Consider the following 23305-nt stretch of genomic DNA (forward strand, 5'->3'; position numbering starts at 1 on the left):
GATTTACTTGGAAAAATGGTTATGCACGAGAAAGAATAACTGAAGGAAACCTTAGTCTAGAAGAAGGTGCGAGAGTATTTGAAGGAGTTTCAGCATTAACAGGAGTTGCTGAAATTGCCCCAGCTTTACGTGCAATAAAAATCGCAAAAGGTAGTACAGGAATTGTTGAGCAAGCTATAAAAAGTGCCAAAAGAGTTTATAGAGGAGAAAGGGCTTCAATGGACCCAGCTAAAGTCTTTAAGGAAGGGTTTAAGTCAAAAGGGACACATGGAGATTTAGTGAAGCATACAACTAGTAATACAACGGCAGGTGATTTTGTTTCCTCAAGTTCAAGTATTGATATAGCAGAAGGTTTTGCAGGTAAAAATGGTTATTTATACGTAATTGAAACTAAAAAATCATTAGATGTTAATAAACTTTTGGGAACCAAATCTCCATTTCCAGAGCAATTAGAACAAGCAATACAAGGAGGAGTGAAATCTAGTGAAATAATAGGGGCTTATAAAATGTCAAAAGGTAAATTAACGGATGAGTTTATAGCAAATCCAAACTATAAAAAATAGTTAACATGATTATATGTAAAATTAAATATTTTAATACCCTAAGTGGTAAAGAGAATGTTTCTAAATTATTTATTAAAGAAGATGAAGATAAAGATATTGTTTCTTTAAGTATTGATATTGATGATGTGAAATTTAACGTTGAGAATGAATTTCATTTTCTAGCATTACAGGAGCTTAGAATAAAGTTATTAAAAAATAATATTGATTTAAAATGTTATGGAGCTTTAGTGAATGTTTATCCATCTCCAATGATGATGAATACTTCTAATGCATATTTTCTAAAAAATGGGCAACAGGCAAAGAATGAATGTGTAGTAAGTATTTTTGAATTTGTAGAAATGGACAAGAGTTTACCGCCTATGGAACAAGATTTATTTTATAATAATTGGATGAAAAGTCTTTAATATTATGGATGAAAAAAAATTTTATTTTTTTTATAGAACAACCCCCCCCTGCTCGGGTAACACGTGTCCCCCGATGTAGCATAGGCTACTGCTAAGCTTTGCTTAGTAGCGTTTAGAGTAAATACAGTATAAAACTAAAGAAATAAAAATATAAAGCTTTTACAGAGATGTAAGGGCTTTTTTAATTTTCAATAAGCAATTATTTAGCTTTAGTAATACGTATGGTTACTGTTAAACTTAGTTTAGTAGCATATTCAGTAATTATAAAAGCAGTAACAAATGTGAAAGTGAGGTATTGTTTTGTGAATAAAAGAGCTAGTTTTTGATCACTAAGCAGAGTTTAGCACTAGCTTTTAGCATCACGTATTACTATTCAGCTACGACGATTTGTTTTAATTATTATAGACATGCATTTTTCAATAGGTCTAAGCTTTATTAAAGTGTTATTATATCACAATATAAGTAAGGATTCCTTGCTCAAAGTTAAACATTTCAGTATTTTTGAAGTCCCCCGATGGGTGATCAGGTGTCGCTACTGCTAACTTTTAGTTAGTAGCGGTAAGAGTAAGAAATAAGAGTAATTAAAAAATAAAGAATAAAAAGCTTTTACAGAGATGTGGGGGCTTTTTATTATTGAATAGCTTTAAGCTTCACATTTTTAATTAGCGCATCAAGAGTATAAAGAATATGTGCTTTATCTTCATTATCCATTTTTTGAATCTCAATAATACGTTTTAATAGGGTGTTATCAATTTCCACATCAACTTTACCAATTAAAAAATCAAGACTTACTTCGAGTATGTCAGCTATTTTAGAAGCCACTTCAATAGAAGGCTTAACTTCATCCCGTTCGTATCTTCCAATAATATCCCCCGCTAGGTTATCACGTATCGCTACTGCTAAGCTTAGCTTAGTAGCGTTACAGATTGGTATAAGAATAAGAGTAGAAATAAAAAGAGAAAAGCTTTTACAGAGAAGTAAAGGCGCCATATGCATTTAGTGAGAATAGAGTTATTGATGGAATTGAATTAGAAGGGTTGGAATTTAAATTCCCTAGATTCTTATGGAATCCTCTTAGCGGTTACCCCTGCTCGGGTAACACGTGTCCCCCGATGTAGCATAGGCTACTGCTAAGCTTTGCTTAGTAGCGTTTAGAGTAAATACAGTATAAAACTAAAGAAATAAAAATATAAAGCTTTTACAGAGATGTAAGGGCTTTTTTAATTTTCAATAAGCAATTATTTAGCTTTAGTAATACGTATGGTTACTGTTAAACTTAGTTTAGTAGCATATTCAGTAATTATAAAAGCAGTAACAAATGTGAAAGTGAGGTATTGTTTTGTGAATAAAAGAGCTAGTTTTTGATCACTAAGCAGAGTTTAGCACTAGCTTTTAGCATCACGTATTACTATTCAGCTACGACGATTTGTTTTAATTATTATAGACATGCATTTTTCAATATGTTTAAGATTTATTAAAGTGTTATTATATTACAATATAAGTAAGGATTCCTTGCTCAAAGTTAAACATTTCAGTATTTTTGCAGCCCGAAAAACATTGCTTTTTCAATAAACTAGAGTAATAATACGTTCTCAATGTCTTGAGAATGAAATAAATTTTTTTAATGAGTCCAAAAGGAAAATTAACGTTCGACGTTTTAATAGAAATACCAAAAGGGAGTAGAAATAAATATGAGTATGATTTCGAATTAAAGAAAATTCGTTTCGACCGTATGTTGTTTTCTTCTATGATGTATCCTGCAGATTATGGTTTTATTCCTGAAACTTTGGCATTAGACGGCGATCCGTTAGATGTATTAGTCTTAGGAACACAACCAACATTCCCTATGTGTGTTATGGAAGTAAAGCCTATAGGTGTTTTTCATATGGCAGATGAGAAAGGTCCAGATGAAAAAATTATATGTGTACCAGTTTCTGACCCTATTTGGAATCAAAAAAATGATTTGGCCGATATGAATCCACACCTTGTTAAAGAAATAGAACATTTCTTTCAAGTTTATAAGGATTTAGAAAAGAAAAAAGTCGATGTTGGCGGTTGGGGAGATGCAAAAGAAGCATACGAGATTCTTAATAAATGTGTAGATCGTTACGATACAAGTGAGCATAAAGTTAAAGGTAATTTTACCATTTAACAGCAAACAAAAAAATAGTTAACCCTTCGAAATATTTCAATTTTGAAGGGTTTTTTTATTTATATATTTTATAAACTATTAAAAACAACTCACTATATTTGTAAAGTGATACAGTTAGCAACATTTTTATTTATTAGTGGAGGAGAAATAGGGATTATTGTCCTTATAATAATAATGGTTTTTGGGGCAGATAAAGTGCCAGAAATAGCGCGAGGCTTAGGTAAAGGCATGCGTACATTAAAAGATGCCACTAACGATATAAAAGGAGAAATAACCAAAAGTGTTGAACAACACGGCATCGATACTAGCATTTCTAAAGATGTTAACGATGAGTTGAAAAAAGTAAAAGATGATTTAGAAGATTTTACAGGGTCTATACGACGAAAAATGTAAAAAATAAGTCTTTATAGTTTAATTCCTTTTAAACTTGAATATTAGAATACGAATCAATAACAACTTCCAACCATTCTTTTAGAAGCTTAGATGATTTTATCTCATTTACTTCAAAATCCTGACTCTCATTTATTTAAAATAATTAACTTATAATATCTACGCTGTTTATTTGTTGATATTTAATATATTTAACATAATTATTAATTAACCGTTAATTTATTATGAAAAAACACCTAGTATTATCAATGTTGTTGTTTGTGCTATTTTCTTGTTCAGAAGACGATGGGCATCATTTTCAAGAGTTAGAACAACAAACCCCCTCAACCCCGTTAACTATTAGTGAAATCAATGCGAAAATTGAAGCACAATTAAATGCAGGCAAAACGTTTAATTGGTCAAACGAAAGTGACCATATGCTTTGGAGTGCTGTGTATCATGGGAATCAGATTCTAACTATTGGCTATGGCGATAGAGAAGAGAGTTTTAGTGAAAAACGCACATCCAAATTACAAAACATAAAACAAAACCTTTTAAAAATTGTAGAAAATAATGAAGATTATAAGCATTCTAAAGAAACCTTTCTAGAACATGACATTATAAATGTTGTAGATGTTAAAGTGAAACATTATAAAACCATAAAAGCACTTCGGGAAACGAAAGGTGTACGTTACTTAGAACCTAATGGCTATAATCATTTTAATACAACTGAAGTAGAACGCTCAAGTTCTGGATGTGATAAAACGGGAGACAATATTAGTGGGACGCATTACACGACAATGTCACCTAATAATGTACAGGTGTCATGGCATTTTAATGCACATAATATTCCTCAGGCATGGCATTATAGCACAGGCGCAGGTGTGGCTATAGGTTTAATAGATACAGGCATTTCACAATCACAAGCATTATTAAATACATCAGGGTTTAATGATGGAGATTCTAATGGGCGTTATGTTCAAAAATATGGAACTTTTATAGATTCTGCGTGGTGGTGGTCCAATAACTATGATGGGCCTCATGATAAATGTGGACATGGAACTGCAATGGCTTCTACTATGGTTGCACCAAGAAATAATAACAGTATGCCTGTGGGCGTGGCATATAATTCAAGTTTAGTGGCGTATCGAGCTACAGAAGACGTGGTCTTAAACGATTATCATGAACGTAAAGGCGTTTCTAGTGCTTTGGTAGAGCTAGGCAATAGGAGTGATGTTAAAATTATATCGATGTCTATAGGTTATATGTGGTCTATCGGAAATATTAAGGACGCTATAAAATATGCCAATAGTAAGGGGAAGTTAATTTTTGCAGCAGGCGGGACATCTACAAATTTTACCAATTGGTATGGGGTTACTTTTCCTGCAACTATGAGTGAAACGGTAGCAGTTACAGGTGTAACTGACGGTAATAATTATGAAAAATGTGATGTATGTCATGATGGAGATAAGATTGATTTTACCATAATAATGGAAGGAAACAATAATACAAGTAAGCATCCGCCAGTTTTAGGGTTTTATAATAACCAAAGACAATATACAGGAGGATCTTCTGTTGCTACAGCAACTACAGCAGGAATAGCAGCTTTGGTATGGGCAAAGCATCCTTCTTGGTCTAAAGCACAAGTTTTAAATAAACTAAAACAATCTGCCGAGTTTTATCCTAATAGAAACTCTAATTTTGGTTATGGGAACATCGATGCGCTTCAAGCGGTTCAATAAATGCATATAAATAATGAAAAGCCTTTTAAGATAAGATCTTGAAAGGCTTTTATTATTTTAAAGAGAATTATGTAAGTTTGTTGCAAAAAAATAAAATTTAACAAAGTGTTATTTGTGAATTTTTTGCTTTTTTATGAAAAACAACTAATATGAAAAAAATAATATCTCTAAGTGTTCTAGGTTTGTTTCTATGTCTAGGGTATTCTCAAACAGAAACCGACCCTTTAAAGGTGTTGTTTGTAGGAAATAGTATAACGTATTTTAATAATTTGCCACAAACTTTTGAAGCTATAGCCGAAGAGCAAGGGTATCAAATAGAGCTAGAGCAACATACGCCTGGAGGAACAGGTTTTGTACATCATGTTAATAATGAAACACTATACCAGAAATTTAGAGATAAAATCTGGGATTATGTAATTTTGCAACCAGGGTCTAATGAATCACCAGGTTTCTCCTTTCCTATAAATGAAACGATTGAAAGAGGCGCGCAGTTAAAAGACTCTATATTGAAATATAGCCCATGTGCTTCAATATATTATTACGAGATCTCTTATGGTATCGTAAATAATTCAGAGGCTAGTTTCCAGCAATATCTTGAACGTACAGCGCTTATAAAAAATAATATAACACAAATGTCTAATGAGACAGGAATTCCATTTAGTCCCGTTGGAGAATGTTTTAAAACATCTATGTTAACCGATAATACAGAGTTTTTATGGGGAGGCTATGGTGATATTCATCCAAATGCTAAAGGCTCATTTCTGGGAGCATGCACTTTTTATAATGCTTTGTTTAAGAAAACAATTATAAACTCTAATGTAAATGCAGGATTGAGTAATGAGCAAGCCGATTATTTTAGAACTATAGCGCAAGAGGTAACGCTAAATAATTTAGGAGATTGGAATATTTCTACATTAACAGCAACCGCACTTTTCGATATGGCTGTAGCTTTAGATGGATCTGTGAATTTTATAAACCAGTCTACAAATTACGATTCCGTACTCTGGGACTTTGGTGATGGACAAACAAGTACAGCGTTAAATCCTAATCATATTTTCGACTTTAATATAGCAAATTCTTATAATGTATTATTAACGGCATACAAAGATTGTAAAGCACATCATCATTTGTTTACTGTAACAGAAAGCCTTTTGGGATTAGAAAAGGGAGCTACTGTATTTAAAGATTTAACAGTGTTACCCAATCCAGCAATAGATTTTTTAACTATAACCCATACTACAAAAGCACATTTAAAATTAGAAGTATTTAATTTAGCAGGAAGTAAAATGTTGGATATGGAAGTTGGAAGTAACGCACGTTTAGATGTTACACATTTTCAGCAAGGCGTCTATTTGTTTAGATTTTATGACGAAAATAAGGCAGAAGAGGTTGTAAAGCGTGTTGTTGTTATGTAAAGCTTTTATTCAATAAGTTTTTAATGTTGTAATCTGTTAATAATAAGTTTGATAAGGACGTTTTAAATTTATAAAAGTATTTCCTTAAACCGATATTATAGCGATTTATTGTCTTAAGTCGCTGCGTTTATAACTTTGTTTAAATACAAGAATAATACAAAAATGAAAGAATAAAATGTAGAAAAGCATAAATTTTCTTACATTTGCACTTGTTTTATTACAAATTTGAATTTTTTTATTCTGTAATAAAACAAGTTATTAATCAATAAAAAACAATAAATTATGAAAAAATTATTTTTAATGCTATGCGTAAGCGCTTTAATTTTTAGCTGTGATAGTGATGACGATTCTAGCTCAGACGATGCATTCGTTGGGGTATGGAAATATTCAAAACTTATAGTTGCGGGCGAAGAGCAAACTATTAATGATTGTGAGAAGCAAAGTTCATTTACAGTTAATTCTGACGGAACACTTTCTGAGTCTTCGTATTCTTTAGATGACCAAGATGTTTGTGAATTGGACTATGAAGATTCGGGTACATGGGAGAGTCTCGGAGAGCAAGCATATAGAATAACAATAGAAGAAGAAGGGGGAGGCACATACACAGAAAATATCGTTTTGAATGATGATGATACTTTTTCGGTGGTTTATGACGCTCCTTATATTTATGTTTTTTCAAAAGAGTAGTCTGTAAATTAAAATTTTTAAAAAAAAGCCCTTTTTGAGGGCTTTTTTTTTAGCTTAAAATGTTTATAATTCCTTCTTTAAAAGAAGAGATTTATATTAGGTATGTTAAAAAAAGACTGTCGCAATGCTATAAAACGTAATTTGAAGCAAGTTTTAAAGCAAAAAATAGTTTTGATTATAGAAGGAGTAGTCTAGCTAGTCTTCAGGTTGGATTTGAGGATAGAGGGTATTAAACAACTAAAATTTATTTAAATTTAGGCTAGGATGCTTGATTTAATGTATATGAATGTAATAAAGCGAATATTTAAATGGGGAGGATTCCTTTTGTTAATACCATTACTGTATGGTATTCTTTCTTTAACTATTTCATTAATTACTATAGAGCGTGTAGAGAATACGGATAATCTAAATAAAGAAATCTATTTAACCACTAATGGCGTGCATTTAGATATTCTTATTCCAATAAAAAATATAGATAGCTTAGTGCTATCCGGATTAAAATATAATCCAAAAGAAAAATATTTGTCTTTTGGTTGGGGAGAAGAGAACTTCTATATTAATACGCCAACTTGGAGTGATTTAACTTTTGGTAACGCTCTTAATGCTCTGTTCTTAAAAAACGAAACGTTAATTCATATTGTTCGTTATCAACAAAAACGTTCCGATTGGATTGAAATAAAAATAAGTGATTCTGAGTTGCAAAAACTAAATACTTTTTTGTTAAATACATTTGATCGTGATGCTATCGGAGCTAAAATAATGTTAGAAAACAAAGGGTATTCTTCTAAAGATAACTTTTATAAATCTAAAGGGAATTATTCCTGCTTTAACACTTGCAATAGTTGGGTGAATTTAGGATTTAAAGAAAGCGGATTAAAGTCTTGTTTATGGACACCTTTCGATTTTGGATTATTAAACAAATACCAATAAAGCGTAATTGTTTTTTTGTTATTGAAATCGTTTTAAAGGAGGCGAACACGGCTTTAGTATGCATTTAATGAACAAAAATAGAAGGGTGCCTTATTTTAAATTTGGGCTGTTGCAAGTTATTTAATAAAAAAAGAAGTTATGAAGTTGTTTTTTTTTGTTAAATTTAATGTGTAAGTGTTTAATTAACAGTATTAAAAGTATGAGCGTTGCAAAATACCCAAGATCCTTTTCTCACATAGGAATAACTGTTCCAAATATTCAAAAAGCTGTTCAGTTTTATCAGGAAGTAATGGGGTGGTATGTTATTATGCCACCATCTAAAGTGACAAAAGAAAAAGAAACAGCTATTGGTATAATGTGTATAGATGTGTTTGGAGAAGATTGGGAATCCTTCGAAATCGCTCATCTTGCAACTTCAGATGGCATTGGAATCGAATTGTTCTCATTTCCGAATATGTCCCCGAAAAAACCAGAGTTTACCCCTTTTAATACTGGCTTATTTCATTTTTGTGTTCAAGATCCAAATATTGAAGATTTAACAAAGAAAATCGTTGATCATGGCGGGAAGCAACGTATGCCAATTCGTGAATATTACCCTAATGAAAAGCCTTATAAAATGGTTTATGTCGAAGATCCCTTTGGGATCGTTTTCGAAATTTATACCCATAGTTACGAATTAACGTATTCGTCAGGTGCTTATCAAGGCTAAACAATAATAATACAACCTACAAGTATCAACCTAAAATCTGTTTCTTAAAGGTGTTTTTATAGGTCGTATGAGTCTGCTTTTATTTTCTATTTAGTAAAAAAGTCCAAGGTTTTTGTTTTAAATCAATATGAGCAATACATACGCCTAAAAGAATAATATCTTTTAATAAGAACGCATTTGCGACTAAAAGCCCATCAACATACTTAAACATTCCAGGTGTCGAGAATAAAAAAGTAATAGTTACAAGAAATGTTCCCGCACCAAGAAAATAGCCGAGTTGACCTAATGTTTTAAATTTTAAGCCCAATATCATAAGTAAAGCTGTTAATATTTCAAGAATTCCAATACTATTAGATATGGTTTGAATGTCCCAAAAGGCTAATTGCCATGAGAAAAAAGGGCTATTTTCTATAAAAGGTAATATCGCTTGTGCCTCTGTAGGTGTAAATTTAAAGATCCCAATCCATATTAATATTATCCAAATGCCAACAGAAGCTATTTGTAGTCCTAGTTTTTGTGTTTTATTCATAACGATTCTATTATTTATTTAAAATATTTATTTTATTATAGTTGTTTTTTTGTGCGCTAATAAAATAGAATCTAAAGACCATTTTCCACCTCCTTTTATAATTAGGAAAACGCTACCTAAAAGCATAGACCAATCGGTTCGAGCTGCATGTAGCATTACCCAAAAACCATCATTTATAAAGAGTTGTGCTTTCGTTGTTAATAATGCGACTATCATTATTATAAGCGTTTGAATACTCGCAATTCTAGTAAATAAACCTATAAAAATTAGGGCTCCGAATACAATTTCTGATGTGCCAACAAAAGTCCCAAGAACCTCAGGAAAAGGAAGTCCTATTTTTTCAAATCGTCCAGCGCCTCTAATTGCAGGGAATAGTAGTTTTTGAATCCCTTCAGATAAAAATACAGAGCCAACCATAACTCTTATTAATAATGTTGTTTTTGAGCGATTTGTTTTAATAATTAGATCTTTCATTTTTTTGCTTTTTCTGTTAGTACTACAGGTTATAAATAGCTTTTTTAAAGGGATTCAGTTGCTATTGCTTGTAAATTAAAATGAATTAACCATTCTAATTCCTTTTCATCATAAGGAAGGCGTTTCGTTAATTGAATGCCATTCCAAAAATTTAATAAAATAGTTGCGCTTTGCTCTGGAGAGGTTTTGGATTTAATTTGATTTTTCGCTAATGCACATCTTATGGCTAATGCGAACAATGCTTTTAATTTAAGAAGGTAGCGTTCTGCTATTTTAGCTAATTCTTCATCATTATTTATAGATTCTATTAAGGTATTACCTAGTATACAGCCTATCTGTCGTTTTTCGGACGTTTCCATACATATTGTGAAAAAAAAAGTCGAGAGATCGTTAAAAGGATTTTTACTGGTCTTTAGTTGATTTTGCATCTGTATAAACCAATCCTCTTCTAAAAAAATAAGGCAACTCTTAAATAGCGCTTTTTTACTACCAAAGGTGTGATATAAAGTCCCTTTATTAATATCTAAGGCTTCCAGTAAATCTGCTGTAGAACAATTATGGTAGCCTTTCTTCCAAAACAAATCACTTGCTTTTTTTAGCAATAAATGCTTACTGTATTTAGGGAGTCTTCCCGCCATTTTATCTAGAGTTCTTGATTTTAATGTAAAACTATGTATAGTTTTTGACTAATTGGTCAATAATAGCGTATTTTAGTATTGTTTTAACGTATTAGGCGTTATATTTCAGTGAATTGCCTTTTGTTTGGAGAGCGGTATCTTAATAAGGAAGCTATTCACGACTAGAGTTAACATGTGTAAATGTTAACTCTAGTCGCTTTTAAAAGCGAATATTTATAATACATTGCGTGCAGACTATAAAAATAGCCAATAAAAAGCTGGTTTTAAAGTCCTGAGTAATGCTTGCTTTTGTGAATTTGTTTAAAACACAAAAAACGTCTAACATTATCTAAGCAAAAAAGAGAAATAATGATATAGAATTAAACTTTAAAACATTCTATTAATTTTATATATTCCTGTTATGTGATGTTTATACTACACCTCGATTCCATACAGGAACCTTAAACAAGCGACTAAGTTTTATCATGTCACTTAAAATATAATCTTTATCACCATGGTTTAATAAATTATGGCGATCGGCTTGTTTGGTGATTAAATTTAATTCGTAAGCATAATAGCCTCCCGAAGATTTTCCTTGTATAAATTTTTCCAGTACTTGTAAAGCATATATATCTTGATAAGTTATTATTTTACCGTCAATAACTATTTTTCTTTTTCTAGTATGTATAAATACTTTAGTTGAAAACATAATAAGCATAATAATTCCTATTATTAAAAAAGGACCGCCAGAAGTAAAGAATAATTTGCCTGCCTTCATAAACGTAAGGCTGCCTTGAATTTGATTAAATTCAATAAAAGAGAGCACAATATAGTTTAATCCTATTAAGAAAAAGCTCCAAGCAAAAACCTTTGTAAATGAACTTGAAGTTATTTTGTAGCCTTTTGCTGTTTTTTTTAAGACTTCACTAGCAAAATTACTTCCAGAACCTTCTAAAGCATCCCAAGTAATTTGAGAACCAATAGCATCTGTTTCTGGGTTTCCAAAATTAAATGCTATTTGGGTGTTCTTAGCCGATTTTTTTCTTCTAGAAGAAATGTAGCTAGTCCCAATCATACCAATACCCATAAATGCTAAAATAGCAAGCATACCACCTGTTTTGTAGTAGGTGAATTTTTCTCTTTCAAAAATTAGTTTATGAACTTTTACAGTGGTTTCTAGTGATTTTATTTTGTGTAAATCCCGTGTACTTGGGGTTTTTAATAGCCTTAAAGAATCTAACTTCTGGATATCGTGTTGAAGAGTTAGTTGTCTATCATTATAAGCCTCATATTTTTTTTGTATTTCTGGGGTAACTACAAAAAAAACAATTCCAATAGGAATCAAAAGGAAAAGCCACGATAACTTTATATTTAGAGATTTCATAATAGGGTTTTTAAAACAGTATGCAAATGTGTTAAAAAAAAAGAACAAAATATATTTTAATTGTAAGAAAAACATTAATAAATTATTCTCAGTTGCATATTGTACAGTGAATAATGTTTTACGACTATAATAAGAATCAATTAAAGAGATTCATACGGGCTTCTATTTCACGAGCGCCTTTTTTTATAATAGTGAGGTATTCGTCTATACTTTCTAATTTAAACCTGCTTGATGGGCCAGAAACACTTATGCTGGCAATAACTTCCTTTTTTTTATTAAAAACAGGAATGGCAATACAAATGAGTCCCATTTCAAGTTCTTCCATATCCAAAGCGTATTCTTGCTCTTTTATTTTTTGAAGCTTTTCAAATAGTACGCTTGGTGTTGTTATGGTATTTGCAGTGCACTTTTCTAAAACAACTTCAGAGAGGTAATTTTGGATTTGCTTTTCAGGTAAAAAAGCCAAAAGAACCTTGCCTATTGCCGTACAATATGCTTTTTGATAAGAACCTATTTGAGTACTTACTTTTAAGCCTTGCGGGCTTTCTGTTTTGTTTAAATACAAGACCTTATTTTTACTTAATACCCCAAAATGTACGGTTTCCTTAATGTCTCTGGCTATATTTTCTAGCGGCGTTATAGAGTATTGACGTAACGATTTATGAATGGAAACTAAGTTTCCCAGTTCAAATAGTTTAAGCCCTAAAAGGTATTTGTCTTCATTACTCTTCTGTAATACACCAATAGATTCTAATGTATTCAATAAGCGATATGTTGTACTTTTATTATAGCCCTTTTGTTTCGCTAATTCTCGCACACCCCATTCTTGTTTATTTTCTGTAAAGGCGTCTAAAAGGCTAAAAGCTTTTACAACCGATAAATTAAGCGCTTTGATATCCTCATTCATAAACTTACAAGTGTTTTAAATCTATTAAAAAAAATGGAAAATAGTCTAGGCAATCTTTTAATAAGATACATTTTATTATTCAATAATTATTGTTATTTTTGAAACAGTGTTTCAATATATGAAACGCTTTTGAATAAACTCAAATAAAAACGACCTTTTTTCAAAATGAACAAAGCCACCTTAAGCTATGCCAAAGAACAAGATGAATTAGACGCGTTATCAGAATATAGGGCGCAATTCCATATCCCGAAAGATAAAAATGGAAAGGATCTTATTTATCTCTGCGGGAATTCCCTAGGCTTACAACCAAAATCTACAAAAGATTATATAAACCAAGAATTAGAAGATTGGGCAAATCTTGGTGTTGAAGGACATACCGAAGCTAAAAACCCATGGTTACCATACCATGAATTTCTTACCGAAAGTATGGCTAAGGTTGTTGGTGCAAAACCAATAGAGGTTGTAGTTATGAATACATTAACTGCTAACCTGCATTTTATGATGGTTAGTTTTTATAAACCAACACCAAAACGGTATAAAATTTTAATAGAAGCCGATGCTTTTCCTTCAGACAAATATGCTGTGGAATCACAATTACGCCATCATGGTTTTAATGATAAAGAAGGTGTCGTTTTGTGGAAAGCAAGAGCAGGAGAAGAATTAGCGCGTTATGAAGATTTAGAAGCCATCTTAGCGGCGCAAGGAGAGGAAATAGCACTAATCATGATTGGAGGCGTAAATTATTACACAGGACAATTTTTCGATTTAAAACGCATTACCGAATTAGGACATAAAAATGGTTGTGTCGTTGGATTCGACTGTGCTCATGGTGCTGGAAATGTTAATTTAAATTTGCATGACTCTGGAGCAGATTTTGCCGTATGGTGTACTTACAAGTACATGAATTCTGGTCCCGGAAGTTTGTCGGGGTGCTTTGTGCACGAACGTCATGCACACAATACAAGCTTGAATCGTTTTACAGGTTGGTGGAGTCACAACAAGGAAACACGCTTTAATATGCGTGGTGAATTTGATGTGTTACCAGGAGCTGAAGGTTGGCAATTAAGTAATCCTCCAATATTATCTATGGCAGCCATTAAAGCCGCTGCCGATATGTTTAATATGGTTGGAATGGATAAACTTATAAAAAAATCTAAAAAATTAACAGGCTATTTTGAATTCTTGATCAATGCATTAGATAATTCTAATATAAATATAATTACACCAAGCAACCCAAACGAACGCGGATGCCAACTTTCTATTCAAGTAAAAAATGCCGATAGAACATTACATGATAAATTAACGGAAGCAGGTGTTATTACAGATTGGAGAACACCAGACGTTATTCGTTGCGCTCCTGTGCCGCTATATAATTCGTTTGAAGATGTGTACCATATGGTAGAAAAACTGAAAGCTATTTTAAATGAATAAAAAAGACAATATACTCATTATAGGAGCTGGGCTTTGCGGTTCTTTATTAGCATTACGTTTAGCACAACGCGGTTATACCGTTACTGTTTATGAAAGTAGACCAGATTTAAGAACTACAGAGATATATGCTGGGCGTTCCATAAATTTAGCGCTTTCAGATCGAGGATTAAAAGCTTTGCGTTTGGCAGGCGTAGCAGATAAAGTAAAACCATTATGTATTCCTATGTATGGCCGTTTAATTCATGATATTGAAGGGAATACATTTCCTTCAAATTACTCAGGAAGAGCAGGAGAATATATCAATTCTATCTCACGAAGCGAACTAAATGGCTTGCTTTTAACTGAAGCTGACGCCTATGATAATTTAACCATACATTTTAATACTAAATGTAATACCGTAGATATAGAAAAGAATACTGCTTCTTTCTATAATTATAAGACAAAAACCAATATCGATATTTCTGCAGATGTCATTTTTGGAACAGATGGTGCAGGGTCGTCCTTACGAAAAGGATATTATTTAGAACGTAAATTTTTGTTTAGCTATTCTCAAAATTACTTAACACATGGGTATAAAGAATTAGAAATCCCAGCATCGGAAAATGGAGAGCATCAAATAAGTAAAGATTACTTACATATTTGGCCAAGGGGAAATTATATGCTAATTGCATTGCCCAATCTTGATGGTAGTTTTACTGTGACTTTGTTTTTAAGTTATGAAGATGATGAATATAATTTCAAGGATTTAGACACAGAAAGTGATATTAAAGCCTTTTTTAAAACCCAATTCCCAGATGCCTTGGCCTTAATACCCAATATAGCTGAAGAATTTGCTAATAACCCTACGGGAGCTTTAGGGACTGTAAAATGCTCGCCTTGGCACTATAAAAATAAAACGCTATTAATGGGAGATGCTGCTCATGCGATCGTTCCTTTTTACGGGCAAGGAATGAATGCGTCTTTTGAAGATGTAACCGTTTTTGATAGCGTTTTAGAACAATATGAAGGCGATTGGGAAACTATTTTCAAAACGTATGAGAAATCTAGAAAAGCCGATACCGACGCTATTGCAGATTTGGCTATAGATAATTATTACGAAATGCGTGATCATGTAGCTAATCCTATTTTTAAAGAAAAGCGTAATTTAGAGATGGCTTTAGAAAAAGAATTTCCTAAAACCTATTTTTCTAAATATTCTATGGTAACATTCAAGGAGGATATTTCATACAGTCAAGCGATGATAAAAGGAAGGGCGCAAGATAAAGCAATCTTAAATATGCTTACAGATAACATTATAAGTAAAACGGATAGTTTGAGTCAGGTTCTAAAAAAAGTACAACAAGAAACCAATACTATTCTTGAAGAAGATAATATTGCAGGATTAAAATAAAGATATGGAAGAAAAAAAAGTAACACCAAGAGGGGCTTATCCACATGCAAAACGTGTAGGGGATTTTATTTTTGTGTCAGGCACAAGTTCTCGTAGGCCAGATAATAGTATTGCTGGTGTTGAAGTTATAGACGCTATGGGAACAAAACGGTTAGACGCTTATGTACAAACTCAAGAAGTTATAAAAAATATAGAACGTAACTTAGCAAAAGAAGGAGCTAGCTTAAAAGATGTTGTAGATGTTACGTCTTTTCTTGTTAATATGAACGACTTCGCAGGGTACAATAAAGCTTATGCAGAGTATTTTGAAAAAGCAACTGGTCCAACACGTACAACGGTTGCTGTACACCAATTGCCGCACCCAGACTTGGTGGTAGAGATAAAGGTAATGGCTTATAAAAAAGCCTAGTATGCTTAAATACAAATAAAAACGATAATTTGTATTCAATAAAAGCAGACTATAATAATATTAGTTCTTAAATTAAGAAACTAAATATTTAAAATTAAACAGTCAAATTTTAAAAAGCTCCTTTGCGATAATGATAAAAATATGAACATTCAAAACTACATAAATGGCAAATTCTATAATCCAATAGAGAATAATTGGATAAATAATTATTGTCCTGCAAATGGAGAAGTGTATGGGCAAATTCCTAATTCGACCACAGTAGATGTAGAAAATGCATATATAGCAGCAAAGGCTACTTTTCCTGTTTGGTCACAAACTACGCCAGAAGAACGTAGCAGAATATTAATAAAAATTTCGGAATTATTAGAAGCTAATCTAGAGCGCTTTGCAGAAGCAGAAAGTAAGGATAATGGGAAGCCTATAACATTAGCAAAGGCCGTCGATATTCCTAGAGCAGCGAGTAATTTTCGTTTCTTCGGAAATGCGATTACACAATTTGCTAGCGAAAGCCATGAAAGTGTCGGACAGCAAGCTATTAATTATACCTTACGTCAACCTATAGGTGTTGTAGGATGTATTTCACCATGGAATTTACCACTTTATTTATTTACATGGAAAATAGCACCAGCTATTGCCGCAGGAAATTGCGTCATAGCTAAACCCAGTGAAATCACTCCAATGACTGCTTATCTTTTGGGAGATATTTGTACAGAAGCGGGCTTGCCAAATGGCGTTTTAAATATTATCCATGGGTTAGGAAATTCTACAGGCCAAGCAATCATAGAACATCCAGATATTAAAGCGATTTCTTTTACAGGAGGGACTGCAACTGGGGGGCATATCGCTAGAGTAGCAGCGCCAATGTTTAAAAAGTTATCTCTAGAATTAGGCGGTAAAAACCCTAATATCATTTTCGCAGATTGCGATTATGATGATATGTTAAATACCACTGTACGGTCTTCTTTTGCAAATCAAGGTCAAATTTGTCTTTGCGGAAGTCGCATATTTGTAGAAGAAAGTATTTATACGCAATTCAAAATTGATTTTGTAGCCAAAGTAAAAGCCTTGAAAGTGGGACATCCTTCTGAAAAGAGTACAAACATAGGCGCCTTAGTTTCTAAATCTCACCTGGAAAAGGTAAAGGAGTACATAAATAATTCAAAAAAAGAGAATACGAGTACCATTCTTTGCGGCGGAAATGAAGTTATGGTACCTACAGCTGAAAAGGGATACTATCTAGAACCAACGGTTATAGAAGTTTCAAATAATGAGTGTAGTGTTAACCAAGAAGAAATTTTTGGCCCTGTAGTAACCATTATGCCCTTTAAAACCGAAGATGAAGTTTTGCAAATGGCAAATAATGTAAAGTACGGATTGTCAGCTACTTTGTGGACTAACAATTTAAAGCGTACCATAAGAATGAGTAACCAATTGCAAACTGGAATTGTTTGGGTAAATACTTGGATGCTACGTGATCTTCGTACACCATTTGGAGGTGTAAAGGCTTCTGGTGTAGGACGAGAAGGTGGTTTTGAGGCCTTACGTTTCTTTACAGAAGCTAAGAATGTTTGTATAAAATATTAAGGGACTTGTAAAAGTAAAACCTTAATAAGAAATTAGAATTAACAACTAAAAAAAAGCTCAGTTTTTTTACTGAGGAGACTATGAATCTAAATTTAAACAATAAAAACGCCTTGGTTTGTGGAAGCACACAAGGTATAGGAAAAGCAACTGCTATAGCATTAGCAGCAGAAGGCGTACGTGTAACCTTAATTGCGAGAAATGAGGACAAATTAAAACAGGTACTCTCCGAGCTTCCTGGAGAAGCTAATCATGATTATATTGTTGCAGATTTCTCTAAGCCAGAAGCATTAGAAACTTTGGTTTTAAATTACATATCAAAAAATAATGGATTTCATATTTTAGTTAATAATACAGGAGGTCCCAAAGGAGGACCTGTGTTTACTGCTGAGGTAAGCGAATTTGAGGCAGCCTTTACACAGCATCTAAAATGCAACCACATATTGGCACAAACGATTGTCCCTTTTATGAAAAAGGAAGGTTTTGGTCGCATTATTAATGTTATCTCTACTTCTGTTAAACAACCATTAGACGGATTAGGTGTTAGTAACACCATTAGAGGTGCTGTTGCGAATTGGAGTAAAACGTTATCTAACGAATTAGGCGCTTATGGTATTACTGTAAATAATGTATTGCCTGGAGCAACAGGGACAGAGCGTTTAAATGAAATTATAAAAAATAAAGCCGTAAAAACAGGGATTAGTGCAAGTGAGACGAGTCAGACCATGAAAAACGCTGTGCCAGCAAAACGTTTTGCTAAACCTGAAGAAATTGCAAGTGCCATTACTTTTTTAGCAAGTGAAGCCGCAGGTTATATTAATGGAATTAACCTTCCAGTTGATGGAGGAAGAACAAAGAGCCTTTAACGGTTAACGACTTGTGCTAATTAAAAAGTAATGCCTAACTTTAATCGAAAATATAGATTAAGGATTGTTTATTACTTCACATTTTAATAAGTGTTGTAATGTGTGATTTTTTAAGACAATAACTTTTTTCTGCATAAATTAAAAAATAATAATAGAAGCGGTATAGATAATTTAGCGAATGCCCCTTTTTTATATGATAATGCCTAAAATATATAACAATGAGTAATTTAGTATCTCCTTTAAACTTTAAAGCTTGGATTGAAGAAAATAGACACTTATTAAAACCTCCTGTTGGTAATAAATGCGTATGGAAAGATGGTGATTTTATAGTAATGGTTGTTGGAGGACCAAACAATAGAAAGGATTATCATTATAATGAAACACCTGAGTTTTTCTATCAAATAGAAGGGGATATTGTTTTAAAAATAATTGATAATGGCGTACCAAAAGATGTACACATTAAAGAAGGCGATATTTATTTGTTACCTCCCAAAGTACCACATTCCCCGCAGCGTGGGGCTAATACCGTAGGCTTGGTTATCGAATATAAGCGCCCTGAAGGAATGCGAGATGCATTACTTTGGTTTTGCGAAAATTGTGTTACAAAACTATATGAAGAAGATTTTATTGTAGAAAATATAGAAACCGATATGCCTAAGATTTTCGATAAATATTATAACGACAAAGGCAAACGTAGCTGCCCTAACTGTGGCGAGATTATGCAACCTCCAAATAAAGTGAAAATTAATTAATCGTTATTTGTGTAAACAAATTCTTCGAAAATACATCTATTTAGTTAACCTTAAATCAATTTTCGTGTAAGCGAAAAATACATATGAAACGCAAACTAAGAATAAACGGACATTCTCATTTACTACCTTACCCAGAGGAAATCCCTCAATTTATGAAGGATAAAGGTATTTTTTGGGTCGATGAAGATAAAAAATTTATGCTTCAAAAAGATTGGAGCCGTCCTGTTACAGATTCTAGTTTTTTCTTAAAAGAAAAACTGGAATGGATGGAGCGTTTTAAAATAGATCATGCGGTGGTTTTAAATCTCTCACAATTGTATGGTAATGGGTTGCGCTTGGAAGAAATGAAGCAAGCACTTCGTTTTCAAAACGATTTTAATGCTAGAGTGCAACATGATAATCCTAGTAAATTTACTTGTGGTTTTGTAGTGCATCCAGGTTTTGTGCGCGGTGCATGTTGGGAAATAGAACGTTGTGTTGAAGAGCTTGGTATGCAACTCTTATGCTTACCAACACATTATATGGATACTATTGGAACATGGCGTTGTATTTTTGATGAAGAAAATGAACCCATTTTTGAATTGGCAAATAAGTATAATCTAGCTGTAGAAATACATCCTTATGATGGCGAAAAATTTATAAAACTAGAAAATACAAGTTGGCGTTTTCATTTAATATGGATGTTAGCACAATGTGCAGATGCTTATCACTTTTTAACATTGAATGGCTATCCAGATAAATACCCAAATATGAGAACTTGTTTTGCTCACGGTGGGCAATTGGCTCAAATAAACCTAGGAAGGCGAATTCAAGGATTTGATGGTAGACCTGATTTGTTTGAAGGGAAAACCCATCCTCGAAAATCTGTTGGACACAAGAACATTTTTTTTGATACTTTAGTACATGATACGGGATCTCTTAAACTTCTAATGGAAAACCAGAGTTCCAAACAAGTCATTATGGGATTAGATGACCCCTATCCTTTAGGTGAAATGGAAAGTGAAAACCAAAGCTCTTACCCAGGGAAAATTCTGGATTTGGCTATGGAACGTAATATTATAGACCAAACACAATATGATAACATCTGGGAAGATAATGTGGTACAATGGTTGTGTGGTAATGATGAAGTAGCCAAACAAAAATTAATAAATAGGATCACAAAAAAATAGAAATGACTGGAGTTACTGAGTTTTACATCTTATCTCATATCTTCATTTCCTTTATAGGAGCCGTATTGTTAATTGCTATTTGGTACAATATTAGGCAACGTTTTAAACATATTCTTGAGGAAAATGATTCCCAAAAGCGTGTAGACAAAGGGCTGTTATATTTAAGTTTTGCAATGTTTGTATGGGTTGTTTCTGGAGGTTGGGCTTATTTAGGGCATTCCTTTTTATTTAAAAATACAAGTAGCTATCAATTTGGCGTGCATTTTTTATCTATAATGAACAATATGTTTTTATTGTTAGCCTTGTTTTACTTTTATTATGCGCCTAAATTCATTTATAATAACAAAAAGAATATCTATAAGATTTTAATCCTTATAGTTAGCACTGCATTCGTAACTTTTTTATTGTCTTACTTTTTAAAAGATAATATAATTATAAACAAGGTCAAGCTAAGTGGTATTCCCGATTTAATACTATCTGGTTTTTTATGCTACCTTCTTGGGGTTTCTTTTTACAGAACATTTGCATATAGAGGCTTGAAAATTGTAGGAGCTATTTCTGTTCTGGTGATTGTTTTAATGTTTTCATCACAACTTTCAGAAGTCTTTATTGATTACGCCAATGATTTTAGTAATAGCCTAATAAAAATCATTGCCAAAACCTCTTTAATTTCGGTCTTTTTAGTATTAGCTACAACTTGGGTTATTCGCTTGGCAAGCATGCCTAAACCTAATGAAATGACGATTAGCTTTATAGATTGGAGTCTTGTTAAAATAAGTATTCCAACCAAAGGCGTTTTTGATCAAACCATAGACTTTGGATCTAAAACGACCCAGTATAAAAATTTATTGAAATTTGCTATTAGGCGAAAATATGGAGAAGGCAACCTACAAAGTATTTCTGTTAGTGCATCGGGAGAAATAAAAAATCAAACCTACCTAACTCGAATTATAGAAAATATAAATACGATTTTAAAATTAGACAATACTCAAATATTAGAACGGAGAGATCTCTTTACCTTTATAGGCGAAGGACGTTATCGTTTGCGTATGATTCCTAATCATATTTCTATAGACCCTACATTATTGCAGGAGTTTAGTAAAGTTTCTGAAAATGAGGATTATATGTTGCTTTGTGACGTTTTGTAACCGTAATTACAAACACTAACAATTTAGTATATTTTAGTATATTTAATTACAGTTCTTCCTATTAATATCATCTGTAGATATATTGCTCGCCAATTATAATCTAAAACAGATGACTACTATTTCAAACTCAAATTCAAAACTCATTTTTGGACATCCTAAGGGATTACTTTATTTATTCTTTGCTGAACTTTGGGAGCGTTTTTCTTTCTATGGTATGCGCGCTTTATTGGTACTTTATATGACCAAACAACTTTTGTTTACAGACGATATGGCGTTTGGGGTTTATGCAGCTTATATGTCGTTGGTATATGTTACACCTATGATTGGAGGGATACTAGCAGATAAAATTTTAGGATTTAGAAAAGCCATTTTATTAGGCGGAGTATTAATGGCATTAGGACATTTTTTTTTAACTTTTGAGCTCCCCGTATTTTTTTATGGATCGTTAGGTTTAATAATAGTTGGCAATGGGTTTTTTAAACCCAATATATCTTCTTTTGTAGGCGAACTTTATAAACAAGGTGATGCGAGGCGAGATGCTGGATTTACCATTTTTTATTTAGGAATAAATTTAGGGGCTGCTATTGCGCCTTTAGCCTGCGCTTGGTTTGCCGAAAATTATGGTTGGCATTATGGTTTTGTACTTGCAGGAATAGGGATGGTTACAGGATTATTGGTTTTTAAACAAGGTTTAAAAAGTGATGTTTTCGAAGCTAAAGGAGGGATTCCTAATCCTGTTTTATATAACTCTAAAACATTAGGATTAAACAAAGGAAAGCTTATCACTATTGGCGCCTTTTTAGCGGTACCTTTGTTTGCATTGGTTATAAAGTTTAATGAGTTTGAACATTATTTGGTTTGGGTTGTTTCTCTCTTTTTAGTTTGTTATATCGCTTATATTTTTAAAACAGTAAGTCGTGTTGAAAAAAAACGATTGCTAATTGTGGTCTACTTTACAGCCCTTTATACTTTATTTTCAGCTATTTTTGAACAAGCAGGAAGTTCTTTAACCTTATTTGCCGATCGTAATGTAAACTTAATTGGCATGGATGCTGCTGGAACTAATAGTATAAATGCAGGATTCATTATTTTACTGGCAATCCCTTTTTCTTTACTATGGACTTATTTGAGTCGGGTTGGTCGTAATCCAAATTCGGCGATTAAGTTTGGACTTGGCTTATTATTTTTAGGCTTTGGCTTTCTAATTTTTGCATTATCTGCTCATAGTATCGATGCGTTTGCAAGGACGTCTATGTCTTATTTAGTTATAGGTTATTTAGTTTATACTATAGGGGAGCTCTTTTTGTCGCCAATAGGCCTTTCTAAAATGACAGAGCTTTCTCCATTAAAATATATAGCCTTTATAATGGGGGTTTGGTTTTCGGCTAATTTTTATGGTCATTTTTTTGCTGGGAAGATCGCTAAATTAACAACTGTTGGCCAAGGTGAAACCAATCTGCTTACAGAAGGTTTTTTTGGAGATATTGTAACTTTCATTACAGGAATTACACCAGCAATAGCCCATCAAAATAGTAATAGTTTTCAGCAATTATATTCTTACTTAGCTGTTTATGCTACTTTTGGTGTGATTAGCGTGATTGTTGGTATATTTGCAATACTTATTTCGCCTGTAATTAAAAAAATGATGTCTGGAATTCATTAAATAAATGTTTTGTT

24 protein-coding genes are annotated in these 23305 nt (G+C 32.6%); 18 read left to right on the forward strand and 6 right to left on the reverse strand.

What is annotated here, in order from left to right:
* Both AC2D8I_RS14160 and AC2D8I_RS14165 read left to right on the forward strand, forming a co-directional pair.
* On the forward strand, positions 1-563 hold a 563-nt coding region (locus AC2D8I_RS14160), incomplete at its 5' end, for a scabin-related ADP-ribosyltransferase (protein ID WP_484706677.1).
* Between the two features lie 5 nt (positions 564-568).
* Positions 569-967 carry a hypothetical protein gene (locus AC2D8I_RS14165; RefSeq protein WP_484706678.1) on the forward strand — a complete coding sequence of 133 codons (399 nt, stop codon included), beginning with the start codon at positions 569-571 and terminating at the stop codon, positions 965-967.
* A 630-nt stretch (positions 968-1597) separates the two neighbouring features.
* Here the strand turns inward: AC2D8I_RS14165 and AC2D8I_RS14170 are convergent.
* Positions 1598-1957, reverse strand: coding sequence for a helix-turn-helix domain-containing protein (locus AC2D8I_RS14170; protein ID WP_484706679.1), 360 nt, complete (start codon positions 1955-1957; stop codon positions 1598-1600).
* Between the two features lie 634 nt (positions 1958-2591).
* Here AC2D8I_RS14170 and AC2D8I_RS14175 point away from each other — a divergent pair.
* The 7 genes from AC2D8I_RS14175 (at position 2592) to AC2D8I_RS14205 (ending at position 8971) form a co-directional block, all read left to right on the forward strand.
* Entirely contained in the window at positions 2592-3119 is a 528-nt protein-coding gene (locus AC2D8I_RS14175) for an inorganic diphosphatase (protein WP_484706680.1), read from the forward strand.
* Positions 3120-3224: 105 nt separating this feature from the next.
* Positions 3225-3512: a Sec-independent protein translocase subunit TatA/TatB gene (locus tag AC2D8I_RS14180; RefSeq protein ID WP_484706681.1), complete on the forward strand. Its 288-nt coding sequence runs from the start codon at positions 3225-3227 to the stop codon at positions 3510-3512.
* Between the two features lie 221 nt (positions 3513-3733).
* Entirely contained in the window at positions 3734-5230 is a 1497-nt protein-coding gene (locus tag AC2D8I_RS14185) for a S8 family peptidase (protein ID WP_484706682.1), read from the forward strand.
* Positions 5231-5379: 149 nt separating this feature from the next.
* On the forward strand, positions 5380-6645 hold the full coding sequence (locus tag AC2D8I_RS14190) for a T9SS type A sorting domain-containing protein (protein ID WP_484706683.1): 1266 nt from the start codon (positions 5380-5382) through the stop codon (positions 6643-6645).
* 282 nt (positions 6646-6927) lie between these two features.
* Complete coding sequence (locus AC2D8I_RS14195; protein ID WP_484706684.1) at positions 6928-7332, forward strand: lipocalin-like domain-containing protein; 405 nt, start codon at positions 6928-6930, stop codon at positions 7330-7332.
* Between the two features lie 264 nt (positions 7333-7596).
* Positions 7597-8262, forward strand: a complete 666-nt coding sequence (locus AC2D8I_RS14200) for a DUF2459 domain-containing protein (RefSeq protein WP_484706685.1) — start codon at positions 7597-7599, stop codon at positions 8260-8262.
* Positions 8263-8461: 199 nt separating this feature from the next.
* Positions 8462-8971: a lactoylglutathione lyase family protein gene (locus tag AC2D8I_RS14205; protein WP_484706686.1), complete on the forward strand. Its 510-nt coding sequence runs from the start codon at positions 8462-8464 to the stop codon at positions 8969-8971.
* A 79-nt stretch (positions 8972-9050) separates the two neighbouring features.
* Here the strand turns inward: AC2D8I_RS14205 and AC2D8I_RS14210 are convergent, their stop codons facing one another.
* From AC2D8I_RS14210 to AC2D8I_RS14230, 5 genes are all read right to left on the reverse strand, one after another.
* A complete protein-coding gene (locus tag AC2D8I_RS14210) occupies positions 9051-9500 on the reverse strand; it encodes a DUF417 family protein (RefSeq protein WP_484706687.1) in 450 nt (149 codons plus the stop codon).
* A gap of 27 nt (positions 9501-9527) precedes the next feature.
* Positions 9528-9974: a DoxX family protein gene (locus tag AC2D8I_RS14215; RefSeq protein WP_484706688.1), complete on the reverse strand. Its 447-nt coding sequence runs from the start codon at positions 9972-9974 to the stop codon at positions 9528-9530.
* Positions 9975-10018: 44 nt separating this feature from the next.
* A complete protein-coding gene (locus AC2D8I_RS14220; protein ID WP_484706689.1) occupies positions 10019-10612 on the reverse strand; it encodes a TetR/AcrR family transcriptional regulator in 594 nt (197 codons plus the stop codon).
* 409 nt (positions 10613-11021) lie between these two features.
* On the reverse strand, positions 11022-11975 hold the full coding sequence (locus tag AC2D8I_RS14225; RefSeq protein WP_484706690.1) for a hypothetical protein: 954 nt from the start codon (positions 11973-11975) through the stop codon (positions 11022-11024).
* 136 nt (positions 11976-12111) lie between these two features.
* Positions 12112-12882, reverse strand: a complete 771-nt coding sequence (locus tag AC2D8I_RS14230) for an IclR family transcriptional regulator (RefSeq protein ID WP_484706691.1) — start codon at positions 12880-12882, stop codon at positions 12112-12114.
* Between the two features lie 165 nt (positions 12883-13047).
* Between AC2D8I_RS14230 and kynU the strand changes: the two genes are divergently transcribed.
* The 9 genes from kynU (at position 13048) to AC2D8I_RS14275 (ending at position 23291) form a co-directional block, all read left to right on the forward strand.
* Complete coding sequence (gene kynU / locus AC2D8I_RS14235; RefSeq protein ID WP_484706692.1) at positions 13048-14313, forward strand: kynureninase; 1266 nt, start codon at positions 13048-13050, stop codon at positions 14311-14313.
* A complete protein-coding gene (locus AC2D8I_RS14240) occupies positions 14306-15703 on the forward strand; it encodes an FAD-dependent oxidoreductase (protein ID WP_484706693.1) in 1398 nt (465 codons plus the stop codon). Before kynU ends, AC2D8I_RS14240 begins: the two co-directional genes overlap by 8 nt.
* A gap of 4 nt (positions 15704-15707) precedes the next feature.
* On the forward strand, positions 15708-16112 hold the full coding sequence (locus AC2D8I_RS14245; RefSeq protein WP_484706694.1) for a RidA family protein: 405 nt from the start codon (positions 15708-15710) through the stop codon (positions 16110-16112).
* 141 nt (positions 16113-16253) lie between these two features.
* Positions 16254-17696, forward strand: coding sequence for an aldehyde dehydrogenase (locus AC2D8I_RS14250; RefSeq protein ID WP_484706695.1), 1443 nt, complete (start codon positions 16254-16256; stop codon positions 17694-17696).
* An 80-nt stretch (positions 17697-17776) separates the two neighbouring features.
* Positions 17777-18559 carry an SDR family oxidoreductase gene (locus AC2D8I_RS14255; RefSeq protein ID WP_484706696.1) on the forward strand — a complete coding sequence of 261 codons (783 nt, stop codon included), beginning with the start codon at positions 17777-17779 and terminating at the stop codon, positions 18557-18559.
* Positions 18560-18777: 218 nt separating this feature from the next.
* Positions 18778-19311: a 3-hydroxyanthranilate 3,4-dioxygenase gene (locus tag AC2D8I_RS14260; protein WP_484706697.1), complete on the forward strand. Its 534-nt coding sequence runs from the start codon at positions 18778-18780 to the stop codon at positions 19309-19311.
* Between the two features lie 83 nt (positions 19312-19394).
* Positions 19395-20480 carry an amidohydrolase family protein gene (locus tag AC2D8I_RS14265; protein WP_484706698.1) on the forward strand — a complete coding sequence of 362 codons (1086 nt, stop codon included), beginning with the start codon at positions 19395-19397 and terminating at the stop codon, positions 20478-20480.
* 2 nt (positions 20481-20482) lie between these two features.
* Positions 20483-21628: a hypothetical protein gene (locus AC2D8I_RS14270; protein ID WP_484706699.1), complete on the forward strand. Its 1146-nt coding sequence runs from the start codon at positions 20483-20485 to the stop codon at positions 21626-21628.
* Positions 21629-21737: 109 nt separating this feature from the next.
* Positions 21738-23291: a peptide MFS transporter gene (locus AC2D8I_RS14275; protein ID WP_484706700.1), complete on the forward strand. Its 1554-nt coding sequence runs from the start codon at positions 21738-21740 to the stop codon at positions 23289-23291.
* Positions 23292-23305: the final 14 nt, after the last annotated feature.

This window comes from Lacinutrix sp. YIN62, from assembly GCF_057219185.1.

What these genes read in the sequence shown, in the direction of transcription:
- AC2D8I_RS14250 (WP_484706695.1), top strand. Translation starts at nt 16,254, where the DNA reads ATGAACATTCAAAACTACATAAATGGCAAATTCTATAATCCAATAGAG.
- AC2D8I_RS14215 (WP_484706688.1), bottom strand. Translation starts at nt 9,974, where the DNA reads ATGAAAGATCTAATTATTAAAACAAATCGCTCAAAAACAACATTATTA.
- AC2D8I_RS14190 (WP_484706683.1), top strand. Translation starts at nt 5,380, where the DNA reads ATGAAAAAAATAATATCTCTAAGTGTTCTAGGTTTGTTTCTATGTCTA.
- AC2D8I_RS14275 (WP_484706700.1), top strand. Translation starts at nt 21,738, where the DNA reads ATGACTACTATTTCAAACTCAAATTCAAAACTCATTTTTGGACATCCT.
- AC2D8I_RS14200 (WP_484706685.1), top strand. Translation starts at nt 7,597, where the DNA reads ATGCTTGATTTAATGTATATGAATGTAATAAAGCGAATATTTAAATGG.
- AC2D8I_RS14265 (WP_484706698.1), top strand. Translation starts at nt 19,395, where the DNA reads ATGAAACGCAAACTAAGAATAAACGGACATTCTCATTTACTACCTTAC.
- AC2D8I_RS14170 (WP_484706679.1), bottom strand. Translation starts at nt 1,957, where the DNA reads ATGGCGCCTTTACTTCTCTGTAAAAGCTTTTCTCTTTTTATTTCTACT.
- AC2D8I_RS14260 (WP_484706697.1), top strand. Translation starts at nt 18,778, where the DNA reads ATGAGTAATTTAGTATCTCCTTTAAACTTTAAAGCTTGGATTGAAGAA.
- AC2D8I_RS14175 (WP_484706680.1), top strand. Translation starts at nt 2,592, where the DNA reads ATGAGTCCAAAAGGAAAATTAACGTTCGACGTTTTAATAGAAATACCA.
- AC2D8I_RS14185 (WP_484706682.1), top strand. Translation starts at nt 3,734, where the DNA reads ATGAAAAAACACCTAGTATTATCAATGTTGTTGTTTGTGCTATTTTCT.
- AC2D8I_RS14165 (WP_484706678.1), top strand. Translation starts at nt 569, where the DNA reads ATGATTATATGTAAAATTAAATATTTTAATACCCTAAGTGGTAAAGAG.
- AC2D8I_RS14195 (WP_484706684.1), top strand. Translation starts at nt 6,928, where the DNA reads ATGAAAAAATTATTTTTAATGCTATGCGTAAGCGCTTTAATTTTTAGC.
- AC2D8I_RS14210 (WP_484706687.1), bottom strand. Translation starts at nt 9,500, where the DNA reads ATGAATAAAACACAAAAACTAGGACTACAAATAGCTTCTGTTGGCATT.
- AC2D8I_RS14270 (WP_484706699.1), top strand. Translation starts at nt 20,483, where the DNA reads ATGACTGGAGTTACTGAGTTTTACATCTTATCTCATATCTTCATTTCC.
- AC2D8I_RS14255 (WP_484706696.1), top strand. Translation starts at nt 17,777, where the DNA reads ATGAATCTAAATTTAAACAATAAAAACGCCTTGGTTTGTGGAAGCACA.
- AC2D8I_RS14245 (WP_484706694.1), top strand. Translation starts at nt 15,708, where the DNA reads ATGGAAGAAAAAAAAGTAACACCAAGAGGGGCTTATCCACATGCAAAA.
- AC2D8I_RS14205 (WP_484706686.1), top strand. Translation starts at nt 8,462, where the DNA reads ATGAGCGTTGCAAAATACCCAAGATCCTTTTCTCACATAGGAATAACT.
- AC2D8I_RS14230 (WP_484706691.1), bottom strand. Translation starts at nt 12,882, where the DNA reads ATGAATGAGGATATCAAAGCGCTTAATTTATCGGTTGTAAAAGCTTTT.
- AC2D8I_RS14225 (WP_484706690.1), bottom strand. Translation starts at nt 11,975, where the DNA reads ATGAAATCTCTAAATATAAAGTTATCGTGGCTTTTCCTTTTGATTCCT.
- AC2D8I_RS14240 (WP_484706693.1), top strand. Translation starts at nt 14,306, where the DNA reads ATGAATAAAAAAGACAATATACTCATTATAGGAGCTGGGCTTTGCGGT.
- AC2D8I_RS14220 (WP_484706689.1), bottom strand. Translation starts at nt 10,612, where the DNA reads ATGGCGGGAAGACTCCCTAAATACAGTAAGCATTTATTGCTAAAAAAA.
- kynU (WP_484706692.1), top strand. Translation starts at nt 13,048, where the DNA reads ATGAACAAAGCCACCTTAAGCTATGCCAAAGAACAAGATGAATTAGAC.